This window comes from Streptosporangium sandarakinum, assembly GCF_013409935.1.
Taxonomy (GTDB): domain Bacteria; phylum Actinomycetota; class Actinomycetes; order Streptosporangiales; family Streptosporangiaceae; genus Streptosporangium; species Streptosporangium nondiastaticum.
Window position 1 is genome coordinate 4,085,918 of the sequence record NZ_JACCCO010000001.1, and the last position, 16,816, is coordinate 4,102,733.

At 66.5% G+C, this 16,816-nt stretch carries 8 protein-coding genes and 3 rRNA genes; 6 read left to right on the plus strand and 5 right to left on the minus strand.

Annotation, left to right across the window (positions count from 1 at the left end; genetic code table 11):
* Position 1: 1 nt before the first annotated feature.
* Complete coding sequence (locus tag HDA43_RS18535) at positions 2–1,558, minus strand: M28 family metallopeptidase (RefSeq protein WP_179822499.1); 1,557 nt, start codon at positions 1,556–1,558, stop codon at positions 2–4.
* Positions 1,559–2,000: 442 nt separating this feature from the next.
* Between HDA43_RS18535 and HDA43_RS18540 the strand changes: the two genes are divergently transcribed.
* Entirely contained in the window at positions 2,001–4,427 is a 2,427-nt protein-coding gene (locus HDA43_RS18540; RefSeq protein ID WP_312873371.1) for a lysylphosphatidylglycerol synthase transmembrane domain-containing protein, read from the plus strand.
* Positions 4,428–4,581: 154 nt separating this feature from the next.
* On the opposite strand, the gene mgrA is transcribed toward HDA43_RS18540, so the two are convergent.
* Positions 4,582–5,610 (minus strand): L-glyceraldehyde 3-phosphate reductase, encoded by a 1,029-nt coding sequence (gene mgrA, locus HDA43_RS18545; protein ID WP_179822502.1) that lies wholly within the window; start codon positions 5,608–5,610, stop codon positions 4,582–4,584.
* A complete protein-coding gene (locus HDA43_RS18550) occupies positions 5,607–7,667 on the minus strand; it encodes a S9 family peptidase (RefSeq protein WP_179822505.1) in 2,061 nt (686 codons plus the stop codon). The genes mgrA and HDA43_RS18550 overlap by 4 nt, the downstream gene beginning before the upstream one ends.
* 696 nt (positions 7,668–8,363) lie before the next feature.
* Here HDA43_RS18550 and HDA43_RS18555 point away from each other — a divergent pair.
* The 3 genes from HDA43_RS18555 to rrf all read left to right on the plus strand — a co-directional run bounded on the left by HDA43_RS18555 (position 8,364) and on the right by rrf (position 13,703).
* Positions 8,364–9,882: ribosomal RNA gene (locus HDA43_RS18555) — 16S ribosomal RNA — on the plus strand.
* 406 nt (positions 9,883–10,288) lie between these two features.
* Positions 10,289–13,414 (plus strand): 23S ribosomal RNA (locus HDA43_RS18560).
* Between the two features lie 172 nt (positions 13,415–13,586).
* Positions 13,587–13,703, plus strand: a 5S ribosomal RNA gene (gene rrf / locus HDA43_RS18565).
* The 16S, 23S and 5S rRNA genes sit together here, the layout of an rRNA operon.
* 368 nt (positions 13,704–14,071) lie before the next feature.
* On the opposite strand, the gene HDA43_RS18570 is transcribed toward rrf, so the two are convergent.
* Entirely contained in the window at positions 14,072–14,860 is a 789-nt protein-coding gene (locus HDA43_RS18570) for a PhzF family protein (RefSeq protein WP_179817697.1), read from the minus strand.
* A 191-nt stretch (positions 14,861–15,051) separates the two neighbouring features.
* Here HDA43_RS18570 and HDA43_RS18575 point away from each other — a divergent pair, with 191 nt between their 5' ends.
* Positions 15,052–15,444: a cell division protein SepF gene (locus HDA43_RS18575; RefSeq protein WP_179817696.1), complete on the plus strand. Its 393-nt coding sequence runs from the start codon at positions 15,052–15,054 to the stop codon at positions 15,442–15,444.
* Here HDA43_RS18575 and HDA43_RS18580 read toward each other — a convergent pair.
* Complete coding sequence (locus tag HDA43_RS18580; RefSeq protein ID WP_179822507.1) at positions 15,360–16,415, minus strand: hypothetical protein; 1,056 nt, start codon at positions 16,413–16,415, stop codon at positions 15,360–15,362. The two genes, HDA43_RS18575 and HDA43_RS18580, sit on opposite strands and share 85 nt — an antisense overlap.
* 148 nt (positions 16,416–16,563) lie before the next feature.
* Here HDA43_RS18580 and HDA43_RS34420 point away from each other — a divergent pair.
* Positions 16,564–16,816: hypothetical protein (locus HDA43_RS34420; protein WP_218911774.1), on the plus strand; the 253-nt coding region annotated here is incomplete at its 3' end.

A 16,816-nucleotide genomic window follows, 5' to 3' on the forward strand; every position in this document is an offset into this window, starting at 1 on the left:
GTCACTCCGAGACGTCGCCGTGGTCGTGGTCGGCCCCGAGGCCGCCGCCCCCGGTGCCCGCCCGGGTGGCGGCGGGCGTGCCGCCGCCGGGCAGGTCGCGGCTGTAGGCGTAGACGAACGCCGCCGTCGCGACCGCGCCGGTGTTGATCGTCAGCGCCTTGTCGCTGATGTTGGCGATGGTGTCGCACGCCTGGTGGTAGCACTTGTCGTAGGCGACCCCGGCCTGGCCGCCGAACTTGGCCGCCTCCTCGGGGCTCTTGATGCCCTCCGCGCCGGTGAACAGGCCGCCGGCCGGGATGCCCACCGCGATGAACGGGCCGTAGTCGGACCGGCCGGTGAAGTCGGTGCCGACGTACGGCTGGCGGATCGTCCGGTAGTACGTCTCGAAGAGCTTCTCGATCTCGTCCGATCCCGCCGGGCCCGCCGGGGCGCCCGTCTTGTCGGAGTCGTCGCCGTCGTAGATCCCCAGCGTGTAGTTCGGTGAGGCGATCATGTCGAAGTTCAGGTACAGCTTGATCCGGGCCTTCTCCTCGGCGGAGAGGCCGTCCACGTAGTGCTCGGAGCCGAGCAGGCCGAGCTCCTCGGCGCCCCAGAAGGCGAAGCGGAGCCGGTTGCGGGTGGGCAGGTGACCCGCCCGCAGCGCGGTCTCCAGGATGGCCGCGCTGCCCGAGCCGTTGTCGTTGATGCCCGGTCCCTCGGGGACGCTGTCGAGGTGGGCGCCCAGCATGACGACCTTGCCCGGGTCGCCCTTGCGGCTCTCGGCGATGACGTTGCGGGTCTTGCGGTGCAGATCGCTCTCGGTGCTCACCGCGAGCCGCACCGTCGTCCCGGTCGCGGCCAGCTCGCTGCCGGCCGCGAAGGTGGCGCCGACGACGGGGATGTGCGTGGTGGGCTCGTTGAGGGTGCCGCTCAGCAGGGTCCGGCGGTCGTTGGCGCCCTCGCCCGGCTGACCCTCGTTGAAGATGATCACACCCGAGGCCCCGGCCGCCTGGGCGTTCTCGGCCTTGACCTGGAAGTTGCAGGTGCCGCGCTGCATCAGGGCGATGTTGCCCGCGGTGAAGCCCGCGAAATCGCTCGCCTCACACCCCGAGGTCGAGCTGTTGGGCGTCGGGCTCGGCGGCAGCGTCAGGTCCACACCCTGCACCGGGGCCGTGACGCTCCCCGAGCCGGAGTAGGTCATGACCTTGAAGTCGGTGTTGCGCGCGTAGGTCTTCGCCGCGGGGGAGACCCGCTCCATGACGGCCGGGGTGATCTCGCGGAAGAACGGGAACTCGAACTCCTGCAGGGTCACGTCGTACCCGGCGGCGCGCAGCTTGCCGGCGACGTAGGCCACCGAGGCCTCGTGGCCGGGGGTGCCCGACGCCCGGGTGCCGCCGTTGGCGTCGGCGATCTGCTGGAACTTCGCCAGGTGCTGCTTGACGGACGGGACCTTGACCGACTGGCTCAGCCCGGCCGGGTTGGGATCGGCGCTCGCCGGGACGGCGGAGACGACGGGCAGGGCCACGGCCGCCGCGGTGGTGACCGCGGCTACCAGACCCCTCGACGCGCGTGCGCGCATGCGGACTCCTTTGGAGAACAACGGTGGTGCCGGAAATCCCCCGTGATCGCGATGGGACAGAACGTAGTCCGGACAATCTTGATCTTTAAAGACCGCACCGACATTCGTTATCGAGCGGAGTCGAATCAGCGTTCGGGGTGTTCCCCCCTCCCTACTTGACGGGTCGTCCCCGGCGGCGTAGGCGCGCGGGAAGCCGGGCCTGGAACGTGCCTTTCATGATCCATTCGCCCCGTCGGTCGCCGCCGGGATCCCCGTACGGGGGAGGGCGGGGCTTCTTTTCCGGTTCCGCACAGCAGAATGGAAGCCAACCGCCGGACGGCCGGAAGCCCGGACGGCACGGTGTTCACGGCTCCGGGCGCCGGCACGAAAGGAAGATCGGTGACGTATCCGTAATGAAGATCGATGACGCAACAGCAATGGAGAACGTGCAGAATCGCGGGTGGTGACCGAAATCAGAGAGCACGGAGAAGCGTCGTCCGCCGGCGGTGAGAGGCCCCCGGCGAGCGGCGATACCGCCGTGCTCGTCATCGAGCCGCTGCTCCCGCAGCGCATCCGGCGCCCCTCCGACCTGCTGCGCTTCCTCGCCACGGTCATCGTGCTGGCGGCCGTGGTGCTCCTCGCGCTCGTGGCGCAGAAGACGCTCAACGGCCTTGAGGGCGACGTGGCCGACAGCACCAACCACCTGCCGTTCCTCCTCGGCGGCGTGGTGGGCGTGCTGAGCGGGGCCGCCATGCTCGGCGTCCCCGCCGCCTACGCGATCGAGCGGGTGCTCCACCGCGACGGCCTGCGGGTCGCCGAAGGCGTCTTCGCCGCCATCGCCGGCATGGTCCTCTCCTTCGCACTCGGCGAGTGGATCATCAAGTTCGGCTCCGCCGAGCTGCGGTTCCTGTTCACCAACGGCCGCGGCGACATCGAGCCGCTCAACACGCTGGTCACCTCGGTCATCGCCTACGTCACCGCGGTGCGCATCTCCCGCCGCCCCACCTGGCGCGCGGCCCTGTGGAGCGCGGTCGCGCTCAACACCATCGCGCTCTTCGCCGGCAGCGCCGCCACCCTCCTCGGCGTCGCCGTCTCCCTCCTGGTCGGCCTGGCCGTCGGCTACGCCACCCTGTACGGCCTGGGCAGCCCCAACACCCGTCCGCCGGGCAGTGCGATCATCACCACGCTCCGCAAGCTGGGCTTCCAGCCCGTCAAGGCCCGGCGGATGGACGACGACCACCAGAGCAGCAGGCGCTACGCCGTCGACCTCAAGGACGGCAACCGCCTCGACGTCACCGTCCTCGACCGCGACCGCCAGGTCGCCGGGCTTCTCTACCGGCTCTGGCGGCGGATCCGGCTCAACAGCGAGACCCGCCGCCGCGCCATCCGCTCGCTCCGCGCCGAGCTGGAGCGTGAGGCCCTGATGGCGTACGCCGCCCAGGCCGCCGGAGTCAGCACGCCCCGCCTCGTCGGCACCAGCGAGATCGGCACCGAGGCGGCACTGCTCGCCTACGCGCACGTCCCCACCCGTCCCCTCGACGACATCCCCGACGAGGAGATCGACGACAACCTGCTCGCCCAGATCTGGGAGCAGGTCCTGCTCCTGCAGGTCCAGCGCCTCGCCCACCGGAGGCTGACCGGTGACAGCATCCACGTCGACGACGAGGGCCGCATCGTCCTCATGGACGCCCGCAGCGGAGAGATCGCCGCCGGCGACCTGCTGCTCCGCCTCGACGTCGCCCAGCTCCTCACCTACCTCAGCCTGCGCGTCGGCGCCGAGCGCGCGGTCGACGCCGCCGCCACCGTCGCGGGGCCCGGCGTGCTGGCCGGCGCGCTGCCGCTGCTGCAGCCCATCGCGCTCACCCGCGAGACCCGGGCGGCGCTCAACCGGAACAAGGGCCTGCTGCCGGACATCCGGGAGCGGATCGTCGAGCTCGCCCCCAAGGTGGAGAGCGAGGAGGTCCGCCTGGAGCGCTTCCGCCCGCGGACCCTCGTCACGATCATCGCCAGCACCGTCGCCGCGTACTTCCTGGTCGGCTCGCTCAGCCAGATCAACCTGAACGTCCTCAGCTCCGCCAAGTGGGGCTGGACCGTCGTCGCGCTCGCCGCCGCGATGCTGAGCTACGTCGCCGCCGCCCTGATGCTCAAGGGCTTCGTGCCGGAGAAGCTGCCGCTGGGCCGTACGGTGCTCGTCCAGTTCGCCGGGTCCTTCGTCAAGCTCGTCGCGCCCGCCGCGGTCAGCGGCGTCGCCATAAACACCCGGTACCTGCAGAAACGTGGCATTCCGCCGGGGCAGGCGGTGGCCAGCGTGGGCGCCTCGCAGGTCATCGGCCTGGCCTTCCACATCGGCCTGCTGCTGCTGTTCGCCTACGTCACCGGCTCCCGGACCGCCCAGTCGTTCACGCCCTCGCGGACCCTGGTGTTCGCGCTGCTGGCCGTCGCCCTGGTGACGTTGGGCGTGCTGGGAGTCCCGCGGCTGCGCAGGATGGTCACCTCCCGGGTCCGCAGCCTGTTCTCGGGCGTCGTCCCGCGCCTGCTGGACGTCCTGCAGACGCCCAGCAAGCTCTTCGAGGGCTTCGCCGGCACGCTCATGCTGACCATCTTCTTCGTGACCTGCCTCGACGCCTCCATCCGGGCCTTCGGCGGCTCCCTCGACTTCACCGCCGTGGCGATCGTCTTCCTCGCCGGCAACGCCATCGGCTCCGCCGCCCCCACCCCCGGCGGCCTCGGCGCCGTCGAGGTCTCCCTCGCGGCCGGCCTGACCCTCGCCGGCCTGCCCAAGGAGATCGCCACGTCGGCGGTGCTGCTGTTCCGGCTGTTCACCTTCTGGCTGCCGGTCCTGCCCGGGTGGGCCTCGTTCGCCTACCTCCAGCGGCACGAGGCGCTGTAGGACGCTCCCGCCCGTCCGGCGGGCCCCGGTCCCGGGAGGCGGACGCCCACGTCCGCGGGTCCGGCGCGGCTCCCGTCCGTGGACCCCGCCCGGCGGGACCCCGTGCCCGAGGTCCCTTCCGGCGCCCGGAACCGCGGTCCCGGGCGCCGGAAGGTCAGGCCTCGCTCGACCGGGCCCAGATGTTGATGCCCGCCTCGACCGCGTCCTTGTCGATGGCCACGAGCTCGTCGTCGGTGAACGACAGGTTCCGCACCGCTCCGAGGCTGTCCTCAAGCTGCCCGACGCTGCTCGCGCCGATCAGCACGGACGTCACGCGGCTGTCGCGCAGCGCCCAGGAGAGCGCCATCTGGGCGAGCGTCTGCCCCCGCCCCTGGGCGATCTCGTTGAGCCGGCGGACGTGCCGCATCGTCTCCTCGGTCAGCATCTCGGGGGTGAGGAACCTCCCCAGCGATGCCCGGGACCCCTCGGGGATCCCGTCGAGGTAGCGGCTGGTCAGCATGCCCTGGGCCAGCGGTGAGAACGCGATGCAGCCCATGCCCTCCCGCTCCAGGGCGTCGAGCAGCCCGCCCTCGATCCACCGGTTGAGCATCGAGTAGGACGGCTGGTGGATGAGCAGCGGCGTGCCCATCTCCCGCATGATCCGCGCCGCCTCGACGGTGTGCTCCGGCGAGTAGGAGGAGATGCCCGCGTACAGCGCCCGGCCCGACCGGACCGCGTGGTCCAGCGCGCCCATCGTCTCCTCCAGCGGGGTGTCCGGGTCGAACCGGTGGCTGTAGAAGATGTCGACGTAGTCCAGGCCCATCCGCTTCAGCGACTGGTCGAGGCTGGCGAGCAGGTACTTGCGCGACCCCCACTCACCGTAGGGGCCGGGCCACATGTCGTACCCGGCCTTCGTCGAGATCACCAGCTCGTCGCGGTACGGCGCGAAGTCCTCCCGCAGGTGCCGGCCGAAGTTGGTCTCCGCCGAGCCGTACGGCGGGCCGTAGTTGTTGGCCAGGTCGAAGTGGGTCACCCCCAGGTCGAACGCCCGGCGCAGGATGGCCCGCTGGGTCTCGAAGGGCTTGTCGTCGCCGAAGTTGTGCCAGAGCCCCAGGGAGACGGCGGGCAGCCTCAGCCCGCTCCTGCCGACCCTGTTGTACGGCTGCCGCCCGTCGTAGCGGTCGTCCGCCGCCGTGTACGTCACTTGGTCACCTTGGCCGTGTCGAGGATCCAGGAGAGGACGAGAGCCTCCTCGCGCCAGGCGTCGTACCTGCCACTGCGTCCGCCGTGGCCGGCGCCCATCTCCGTCTTGAGCAGGAACGGCCCGCCCCGCGCGGTGTCGCGGAGCTTCGCGACCCATTTGGCGGGCTCGTGGTAGAAGACCCGGGTGTCGTTGAGGCTGGTGATCGCGAAGATCGGCGGGTAGACCCGGTCGTCCACGTTCTCGTACGGCGTGTACGACTTCATGTACTCGTACACGTCGGCGTTGTGCAGGGGATCGCCCCACTCGTCCCACTCGATCACCGTCAACGGCAGCGACGGATCGAGGATCGTGTTGAGCGCGTCCACGAACGGCACCTGGGCGACGACGCCGGCGAAGCTCTCCGGCGCGAGGTTCGCCACCGCCCCCATCAGCAGCCCGCCGGCCGAACCGCCCCGGGCGACGATCGAGCTCGACCACCCCTCGGCCTTCAGGTGCTCGGCGGCGGCGACGAAGTCGGTGAAGGTGTTCTTCTTCTGCTGGAACTTGCCGTCCTCGTACCAGCGGCGGCCCATCTCGCCGCCGCCCCGGATGTGCGCGATGGCGAAGACGAAGCCCCGGTCGAGCAGGCTGAGCCTGGGGATCGAGAACGACGGGTCGATCGACACCTCGTAGCTGCCGTAGCCGTACAGGAGGGTGGGCGCGGGCCGCTCGGTGCCCTTCCTGACCACGATCGAGATGGGGACGCGGGTGCCGTCGGAGGCCGTCGCCCACTCGCGGAACTGCTCGTAGTCGTCCGGGTCGTAACCGCCGAGCACCGGCTTGCGCTTCAGCAGGATCAGCTCGCGCGTCGCCAGGTCGTAGTCGTAGACCGACGCGGGGGTGATCATGCTGGTGTAGCCCAGGCGCAGCCGCTCGGTGACGAACTCCGGGTTGCCGGCGGGCCCGACGTCGTAGATCGGCTCGGGGAAGGAGATCTCGTACGGCTCGCCGTCCCCCGGGAGGATGCGGATGCCGGTGAGGCCGTCCCGGCGGAAGTGCACGACGGAGTGGCTCTGGAACGCATCGACGTTGAGCAGCCGGGTGTCGGCGCGGTGCTCGATCAGCGGGGTCCAGGTGCCGGGGTCGTCGAGCGGGGCGGTGGCCAGCTCGAAGTTCTCCGCGTTCCGGTTGTGCAGGACCAGGAAGCGGTCGCCGGCGTGCTCGACGCCGTACTCGACGCCCGTCTCGCGGGGCCGTACGACACGGAACTCGCCCGCGGGGTCGTCCGCCTCCAGGATCCTGACCTCGCTGGTGATCTTGCTTTCGGCCGCCAGCATCAGGTAGCGCTCGCTGCGGCTGAGGCCGATGCCCAGCCAGAACCGCTCGTCGGTCTCCTCGTGGACCAGGACGTCGTCCTCGGCCGCGGTGCCGATCGTGTGCCGGTGGACCCGGTACGGCCGCCAGCTCTCGTCCACCGTCGTGTAGAAGAAGGCGGTGCCGTCCGCCGACCAGGCGCCGCCGTAGAAGATGCCGGGGATCTCGTCGGGGAGGATCTCCCCGGTGGCGAGGTTCCTCACCCTCAGGGTGAAGCGCTCGTCGCCGGTGAAGTTCACCGAGTAGGCCATCATGGTGCCGTCGGGGCTGACCGCGCTGGTGCCGATGGCGAAGAAGTCGCTGTCCCCGGCCAGCTCGTTGCCGTCGAGGAGGACCTCCTCACCGGGAAGCGGCTCGCCGGCCTTCAGCTCGGGGGGCGTCTCCCCGGTGGCCGCGACCCGGCACTGGATGCCGTACTGCTTGCCCTCCTCGGTCCGCGAGTAGTACCACCAGCCGTTCTTCCGGCTGGGGACCGAGAGGTCGGTCTCCAGCGTCCGGCTCTTGATCTCCTGGAAGATCGTCTCCTGCAGGGGCTTGAGATGAGCGGTCGCCTGCTCCGTATAGGCGTTCTCCGCTTCGAGGTAAGCGATCGTGTCGGGATCGTCCTTGACCGTCAGCCACGCGTACTCGTCGATCACGGTGTCCCCGTGGTGTACGCGCTCGCTGGGAACCTTCTTCGCCTTGGGCGGCATCTGACTGCTCACCCGCCGAGTCTATGTTTCCCGCCGGACCCGTCCCCGGGGGTCCGGGGTCTTCTCCGGGGCACTCTCCGGAGGGCGGTTCGGCTGCCACGGCTCGGCGGCACGGCTCGGCGGCACGGCTCGGTCCGGCGCTCAGTTCGGCTCGGCCCGACTCGGCTCGGTTCGGGGCGGGGAGATGTTCGGCCGTTACGGCTCAAGCGGTCCGCGGGGACTGCTAATCTTTCGTGGTCGGCAGGGACCGGCCAAACCACTCCAATCACTTCGGTGACTTCGGCGTGGCTTGTACCGTGTTCCCCGATATCCCCTTGAAACGCACCGCCGCGTTGATCGGTTCGCAGAGCCGCTCAGAGGCTGGTAAGTTTGAGGGGTTGCCCCGGAAACGGGACGCCCGAATTCCCTTCGGGTCGGTGGAATCGAAGAAAGTCGCTCCGAAAGAGCGGTTTGACACGAAAAAGCCGGTCTGAAAGAATAAAGGCACAACGAAACGAACGAAACGCCCCGAAGAAACGGCCCTGAGGGTCCGGATCGACGGTGAACGCGTCCGTTTCTTGAGAACTCAACAGTGTGTTAAAAGCCAGTGCATGATGCACAACCCCGTCCCACCCGCTTCGGTGGGAGGACGGATTCCTTTGGTTGATGCACCTCGTCTCCTTCGCTGGGGATGGGGATGCTTTCAGCCGGGAGAAACTCTGTAGACATTGTTTGGAGAGTTTGATCCTGGCTCAGGACGAACGCTGGCGGCGTGCTTAACACATGCAAGTCGAGCGGAAAGGCCCTTCGGGGTACTCGAGCGGCGAACGGGTGAGTAACACGTGAGTAATCTGCCCCTGACTCTGGGATAAGCCCGGGAAACTGGGTCTAATACCGGATACGACACGCTTCCGCATGGGATGCGTGTGGAAAGTCTTTTCGGTTGGGGATGGACTCGCGGCCTATCAGCTTGTTGGTGGGGTAACGGCCTACCAAGGCGACGACGGGTAGCCGGCCTGAGAGGGCGACCGGCCACACTGGGACTGAGACACGGCCCAGACTCCTACGGGAGGCAGCAGTGGGGAATATTGCGCAATGGGCGGAAGCCTGACGCAGCGACGCCGCGTGGGGGATGACGGCCTTCGGGTTGTAAACCTCTTTCAGCAGGGACGAAGTTGACGTGTACCTGCAGAAGAAGCGCCGGCTAACTACGTGCCAGCAGCCGCGGTAATACGTAGGGCGCAAGCGTTGTCCGGAATTATTGGGCGTAAAGAGCTCGTAGGTGGCTTGTCGCGTCGGATGTGAAAGCTTGGGGCTTAACTCCAGGTCTGCATTCGATACGGGCTGGCTAGAGGTAGGCAGGGGAGAACGGAATTCCTGGTGTAGCGGTGAAATGCGCAGATATCAGGAGGAACACCGGTGGCGAAGGCGGTTCTCTGGGCCTTACCTGACGCTGAGGAGCGAAAGCGTGGGGAGCGAACAGGATTAGATACCCTGGTAGTCCACGCCGTAAACGTTGGGCGCTAGGTGTGGGGACCTTCCACGGTTTCCGCGCCGTAGCTAACGCATTAAGCGCCCCGCCTGGGGAGTACGGCCGCAAGGCTAAAACTCAAAGGAATTGACGGGGGCCCGCACAAGCGGCGGAGCATGTTGCTTAATTCGACGCAACGCGAAGAACCTTACCAAGGCTTGACATCGCCCGGAAAGCTCTGGAGACAGAGCCCTCTTCGGACTGGGTGACAGGTGGTGCATGGCTGTCGTCAGCTCGTGTCGTGAGATGTTGGGTTAAGTCCCGCAACGAGCGCAACCCTTGCTCCATGTTGCCAGCACGCCCTTCGGGGTGGTGGGGACTCATGGGGGACTGCCGGGGTCAACTCGGAGGAAGGTGGGGATGACGTCAAGTCATCATGCCCCTTATGTCTTGGGCTGCAAACATGCTACAATGGCCGGTACAGAGGGTTGCGATACCGCAAGGTGGAGCGAATCCCTAAAAGCCGGTCTCAGTTCGGATTGGGGTCTGCAACTCGACCCCATGAAGTCGGAGTCGCTAGTAATCGCAGATCAGCAACGCTGCGGTGAATACGTTCCCGGGCCTTGTACACACCGCCCGTCACGTCACGAAAGTCGGCAACACCCGAAGCCCGTGGCCCAACCCTTTGGGGGGGAGCGGTCGAAGGTGGGGCTGGCGATTGGGACGAAGTCGTAACAAGGTAGCCGTACCGGAAGGTGCGGCTGGATCACCTCCTTTCTAAGGAGCACCGGCCGGCAGCACGCCACCCGCTGGGGTGGGGGCTGATCGGTCCATGCCGTGGCCGCGAGCGAACGTCTCGCGCACGGTGCGCTCATTAGTGGAGCACTGGCTATTCGGTTCAGCGGAGTCGCTGGCCGGCTAGTACCGCCTCCGGGGTTCGCTCTGGGGGAGTGGGAACGGCGGTTGCGAGGGGTTTCGCTGGTCCGGACACACTGTTGGGTCCTGAGGAAACGGACCAGGCGGGCCCGCTGTTCGGGCGGGCTCGCCGGTTTGGTTTTCCCTCTGCGGGACCGTCCGCCTGTCATACCGGCTCATCTCTTGTGGGGGTGGGTGTCTGGTGGTGGGGTCGTGGTGGTCGCTGCGTGTTGTTTGAGATTTGCATAGTGGACGCGAGCATCTTTGTGGCCAAGTTTTTTAGGGCACACGGTGGATGCCTTGGCATCAGGAGCCGATGAAGGACGTGGGAGGCTGCGTTAAGCCCCGGGGAGTCGCCAACCAGACGTTGATCCGGGGATGTCCGAATGGGGAAACCTAGCACCAGTCATGTGGTGTTGCCTCCGCCTGAATGTATAGGGCGGTTGGTGGTAACGCGGGGAAGTGAAACATCTCAGTACCCGTAGGAAGAGAAAACAAATAGTGATTCCGTGAGTAGTGGTGAGCGAAAGCGGAAGAGGCTAAACCGGGCGCGTGTTAAAGCCGGCGGGCGTTGCGTGTTCGGGGTTGCGGGACCTTCTGACAGTCTCTGCCGGGACTGTGAGCAGTGAGAAATCGATGGGGTAGCCGAAGCTTCTGGGAAGGGGCGCCGGAGACCGTGAGAGCCGGGTAGGCGAAATCCTGTCGACTGCTGGAGGGGATCCCAAGTAGCACGGGGCCCGAGAAATCCTGTGTGAATCTGCCAGGACCACCTGGTAAGCCTAAATACTCCCTGATGACCGATAGTGCACTAGTACCGTGAGGGAAAGGTGAAAAGTGCCCCGGTGAGGGGTCGTGAAAGAGTACCTGAAACCGTGTGCCTACAAGCCGTAGGAGCGTGAGCGGGGTTCGCCCTGCTCGTGATGTGACTGCGTGCCTTTTGAAGAATGAGCCTGCGAGTTGCGGTGTGTGGCGAGGTTAACCCGTGTGGGGTAGCCGTAGCGAAAGCGAGTCTGAATAGGGCGTTTGAGTCGCATGCTGCAGACCCGAAGCGGAGTGATCTAGGCATGGGCAGGTTGAAGCGCGGGTAAGACCGCGTGGAGGACCGAACCCACCAGGGTTGAAAACCTGGGGGATGACCTGTGTTTAGGGGTGAAAGGCCAATCAAACTCCGTGATAGCTGGTTCTCCCCGAAATGCATTTAGGTGCAGCGTCGCGTGTTTCTTGCCGGAGGTAGAGCACTGGATGGCCGATGGGCCCGACAAGGTTACTGACGTCAGCCAAACTCCGAATGCCGGTAAGTGAGAGCGTGGCAGTGAGACTGCGGGGGATAAGCTCCGTAGTCGAGAGGGAAACAGCCCAGACCACCGACTAAGGCCCCTAAGCGTGTGCTAAGTGGGAAAGGATGTGGAGTCGCAGTGACAACCAGGAGGTTGGCTTAGAAGCAGCCACCCTTGAAAGAGTGCGTAATAGCTCACTGGTCAAGTGATTCTGCGCCGACAATGTAGCGGGGCTCAAGTACACCGCCGAAGTCGTGGCATTCACGCATTAACCCTGGCTTTTGTCGAGGGGTGTGGATGGGTAGGGGAGCGTCGTGCGGCCGGCGAAGCAGCGGAGTGATCCAGTTGTGGAGGCCGTGCGAGTGAGAATGCAGGCATGAGTAGCGAATCAGAAGTGAGAAACTTCTGCGCCGGATGACCAAGGGTTCCTGGGCCAGGCTAATCCGCCCAGGGTAAGTCGGGACCTAAGGCGAGGCCGACAGGCGTAGTCGATGGACAACGGGTTGATATTCCCGTACCCGCTGTGATGCGCCCATACTGAACCCAGTGATACTAAGGGTCCTTAACCCGGTCTGCTCTTCGGAGCGGGCGTCAGGGTGAACGCCTGACCTGATCTGGTAGTAGGTAAGCGATGGGGTGACGCAGGAAGGTAGCCCATCCCAGGCGATGGTTGTTCCTGGGGTAAGCGTGTAGGACGAGGGGTAGGCAAATCCGCCTCTCATGGGTCTGAGACGTGATGCCGAGCCGATTGTGGCGAAGTGGGTGATCCTATGCTGCCGAGAAAAGCCTCTAGTGAGTGTCATGGCGGCCCGTACCCGAAACCGACTCAGGTGGTCAGGTAGAGAATACCAAGGCGATCGGGTGAACTGCGGTTAAGGAACTCGGCAAATTGCCCCCGTAACTTCGGGAGAAGGGGGGCCTTCGCTGGTGATGAGTCTTGCACTCGGAGCTGGTGGGGGCCGCAGAGGCCAGGGGGAAGCGACTGTTTACTAAAAACACAGGTCCGTGCGAAGTCGTAAGACGATGTATACGGACTGACGCCTGCCCGGTGCTGGAACGTTAAGGGGACCGCTTAGCATGCCTTCGGGTGTGCGAAGGTGAGAACTTAAGCGCCAGTAAACGGCGGTGGTAACTATAACCATCCTAAGGTAGCGAAATTCCTTGTCGGGTAAGTTCCGACCTGCACGAATGGCGTAACGACTTCCCCGCTGTCTCAACCGCAGACCCGGCGAAATTGCACTACGAGTAAAGATGCTCGTTACGCGCAGCAGGACGGAAAGACCCCGGGACCTTCACTACAGCTTGACATTGGCGTTTGGAACGGTTTGTGTAGGATAGGTGGGAGACGGTGAAGCTGGGACGCTAGTTCCGGTGGAGTCATTGGTGAAATACCACTCTGGTCGTTTTGGACGTCTAACTTGGGTCCGTGATCCGGATCAGGGACAGTGTCTGGTGGGTAGTTTAACTGGGGCGGTTGCCTCCTAAAGGGTAACGGAGGCGCCCAAAGGTTCCCTCAGCCTGGTTGGCAATCAGGTGTCGAGTGTAAGTGCACAAGGGAGCTTGACTGTGAGACCGGCGGGTCGAGCAGGAGCGAAAGCTGGGACTAGTGATCCGGCGGTGGCATGTGGAAGCGCCGTCGCTCAACGGCTAAAAGGTACCCCGGGGATAACAGGCTGATCTTCCCCAAGAGTCCATATCGACGGGATGGTTTGGCACCTCGATGTCGGCTCGTCGCATCCTGGGGCTGGAGTAGGTCCCAAGGGTTGGGCTGTTCGCCCATTAAAGCGGTACGCGAGCTGGGTTTAGAACGTCGCGAGACAGTTCGGTCCCTATCCGCTGCGCGCGCAGGAGACTTGAAAGGGGCTGTCCCTAGTACGAGAGGACCGGGACGGACGAACCTCTGGTGTGCCAGTTGTTCCGCCAGGAGCACGGCTGGTTGGCTACGTTCGGGAGGGATAACCGCTGAAAGCATCTAAGCGGGAAGCTTGCCTTGAGATGAGGTCTCCCACCCCGTGAGGGGGTAAGGCTCCCAATAGACGATTGGGTTGATAGGCCGGAGGTGGAAGCGCAGTAATGTGTGGAGCTGACCGGTACTAATAGGCCGAGGACTTGACCATAAAGCGTTCGTGTGGTTTCTGCAGCGCTCTGTACTCTTCGCCGGGTCCGGAGCAGCGCGTGATCACTGGTTTTGCTCGCGTCCACTGTGTGATTCTGAGGCAGCAGGCACCGTCTGCACCCCCGGGATGTCGGTTCCGGGTCGGGTGCGTGTGTTTGTGTGTTTCATAGTGTTACGGCGGTTATGGCGAAGGGGAAACACCCGGTTACATTCCGAACCCGGAAGTTAAGCTCTTCAGCGCCGATGGTACTGCACCGGGGACGGTGTGGGAGAGTAGGTCGCCGCCGGACAATCTTTTGGAGAGGGCCGCCCCCTGGTTTCACCGGGGGAGCGGCCCTTTCCGCATTTCCGGGGTTCTCTTGCGATTCATGCATGTTTTTCCACTGCCCGGGTGAGGCGCTTTTTTAGTATGTGCGGTTCTTTTCCATCTGCCGGGATTCTCGTGTCCAAACGTCAGACGGGCTTTTGTTCGAGCGCGTTCGGCGCGAACCGGCTGGAGGTCGTGGCTCCCGATGGGCCGCGGGACCGACACGACCTGGAGTCTCCGCCGGCGCCCCGGAGCCTCCGGGAAGCGCCCATGGCCCCGGTCGGCACGCCTGAAGTCCCCGGGAAGCGTTCGGGGCCCCGGGGCGGGGTCTCGGATGACGCGCTCGGGGTCTCAGGCGTGGAGCTCGCCGGAGAGGACGGTCACCGCCCGGCCCGACAGCTCGACGCGGTCCCCCCGCACGGTCGTGCGTATCGTCCCGCCCCTCTCGGAGAGCTGCTCCCCGAGGAGGGTGGCCGAGCCGAGCTTGGCCGTCCAGTACGGCGCCAGGGCGCAGTGGGCCGAACCGGTGACCGGGTCCTCCGGGACGCCGACCCTGGGGGCGAAGAACCGCGAGACGTAGTCGACGCCGGGACGAGCCGAAGGGGCGGTCACGATGACCCCTCGGGCGTCCACGGCCGCCAGGGCGGGGAAGTCGGGGGAGACGGCGCGTACGGCGTCCTCGGACTCCACCTCCACGAGGTAGTCCCAGACGTTCCTGCCGGCCCACCGGGGAGTGACCCCCAGCGCCTCCGTCAGGCCCTCCGGCGGATCGGTCTCCTCCAGGGGCTTGGCGGGAAAGTCCATGGTGATCAGACCCGTTTCGTCCCTGGTCACGGCGAGGATTCCGCTCTTCGTGGCGAACTTCAGGGTTTCCGGAGCCGTTCCGGTGGAATACAGGACGTGCGCCGTCGCCAAGGTCGCGTGTCCGCACAGGGCCACCTCGGTCGCCGGGGTGAACCAGCGGAGCGAGTACGGCTCGCCGGCCTCTCCTCCGAGGAGGAAGGCGGTCTCGGAGTGCCGCATCTCCGCGGCGAGGGCCTGCATCCAGGCGTCCGGTGCCGGATTGTCGAGTAGGCAGACCCCCGCCGGGTTACCCTTGAAAAACTGGTCGGTAAATGAATCGACCGTGTAGATGCGCATGTCCATAATGCTAGTCGTGATGCAATATCCGCCCAGAAGTGGGTATGAGGGTCGGGTGGACCAGTGCGCTAGCCGTACAAAGTGGGAATAAGCCCTGGGCGTGTCGCGCGGCGAACTTCAATTCGTCGGTTACCGTCCAAGGTGGAGGGACAAGCCGGCTGCGGCGTGGTCCTGTAGGAAAGGACGAGCCGATGGGGGCAGTGCGCAAGGTGGCGACATACCTTGGCCTGAGCGGTGTGGAGGACTACGACGAGTCCTACGAGTACGTGGACGACGTCGAAGGCGAGGGTGAGGACTGGCAGTCCGCGTCGGAGCGCGCGGCCAGGCGCTGGCACTCGACCAGCGAGCCCTCGCAGATCGTGATGCTGACGCCGCGCAAGTACAACGACGCGCCGCTCATCGGGCGGCACTTCCGTGACGGTCAGACGGTCATCATGGACGTCAACTGCATGAGCACCGCCGAGGCCACCCGGATGGTCGACTTCGCGGCGGGTCTGGCCTACGGCTGCGAGGGTCGTATCGAGCGCATCGCCGAGAAGGTCTTCCTGCTGGCGCCCGCCGACGTGGAGATCACCACCGGCTGACCCTTTCGATCTTGGAACGTGCCCGGAGATGCCACGCCGCCTCCGGGCACGTCCGTGTCGGGAGGCGGTATGACCCGGGTTCCGGTTCCGTGGGTCTCCGTCCGGTCGCCCGCGGAGGGCGGGACGACCCGCAGGACGGAACCTAGCGGGCGCGGGGGGCCCCTGCGGAGCAGGCGGGTCAGCTCGGCGAGGTCCGCCGCCGCGTCCTGGACGCGCTTCTCGTTCTCCCGGGCGTACTCGTGCAGCGCCCACACGGCGCCCTCCGCCAGTTCCCTCAGTTCGGAGAGCTGCGCGGTGACGTACTCGGCGTCGGCCCGCTCGCGCCTGCGCCGGTGCCAGAGCCCGTAGCCGCCCGCCGCGAACAGGGCCAGCGCGAGGCCCGCGAGGGGGAGCGTCGCCGAGGTGGCGAACGCCGTCGCCAGTACGGCCACGCCGAAGACGAGGAGCGCGTAACCCATCCAGGGACGGCCGCGGTCCGGCACACCCTCGACGGAGATCCGCTCCTCGGCCGCGGCCAGCGACTCGGGGTCCGGACCCTCGGGACGGAGCACCACGCTGTGCCCCAGGATCGGCATGGTGACCGACTCCGGCGGCTCGGCCTGGGTGGTCGTGACGAGGGTCTCCGCGGCGGACCGCACGATGGGCGCGGCCACGTGCAGGGCAATGCCCGCGAGGTGCAGGTCGGAGCCCGGCCGCAGGTCGGCGAGGAGATGGTCGATGAGCGGGCCGGGCGGTGTCTCGGGCTCGGCGGCGCCGATCAGGTGGCGTAGCGCGACGAGGAGCTTCTCCTCGCTTCCGCGGACCTTCCCTCGGGGGTGGCCGGTTTGCGGCCGGAACCGTTCTGCCGGGTGGAGTGATCTCGGTGCAGCGGCGCGGAGGTGGGCGAGCTGTGCGGCGGCCTCAACCGGCTCGGCCAGCTCGGGAAGCTCGGCGAGCTCGGGGAAGTCGACCAGCGAGGGCGGTACCACCATCGCGGGCTCGTGCGGGGTCAGCGCGCTCAGCCAGCGTTCGGGCTCGGTGTGCGCGGGATCGCCACCGCGTCGAGCCTGCGGAGCACGAAGATCTTGCCGCGGGGCCGTACGCGCCCCGGGCGGCGGCGAGCCAGAGCGCGCGCTGGCCGTGGGTCACCGGCTGGTTCAGCGACAGCTCGCCGAAGGCGATGCCGAGCAGGAGGCGTGGATCTGCTCGCCCTGCCCGGCGACGGCCAGGGCGAGCAGAGGAAGAGCGCGGTCCGCCGGCCGTCGAGCTGGGCGCGCGGCCGAGGGGTTCGAGGGCGTCCTCGCCCCGCAGGATCCTCTCAAGCGCCTGGACGCGGGCCTCAGCCAGTGCTCGGGCGCGTCCGAGGCCTCCGGTGGCATCGGAGGCCGGCGGC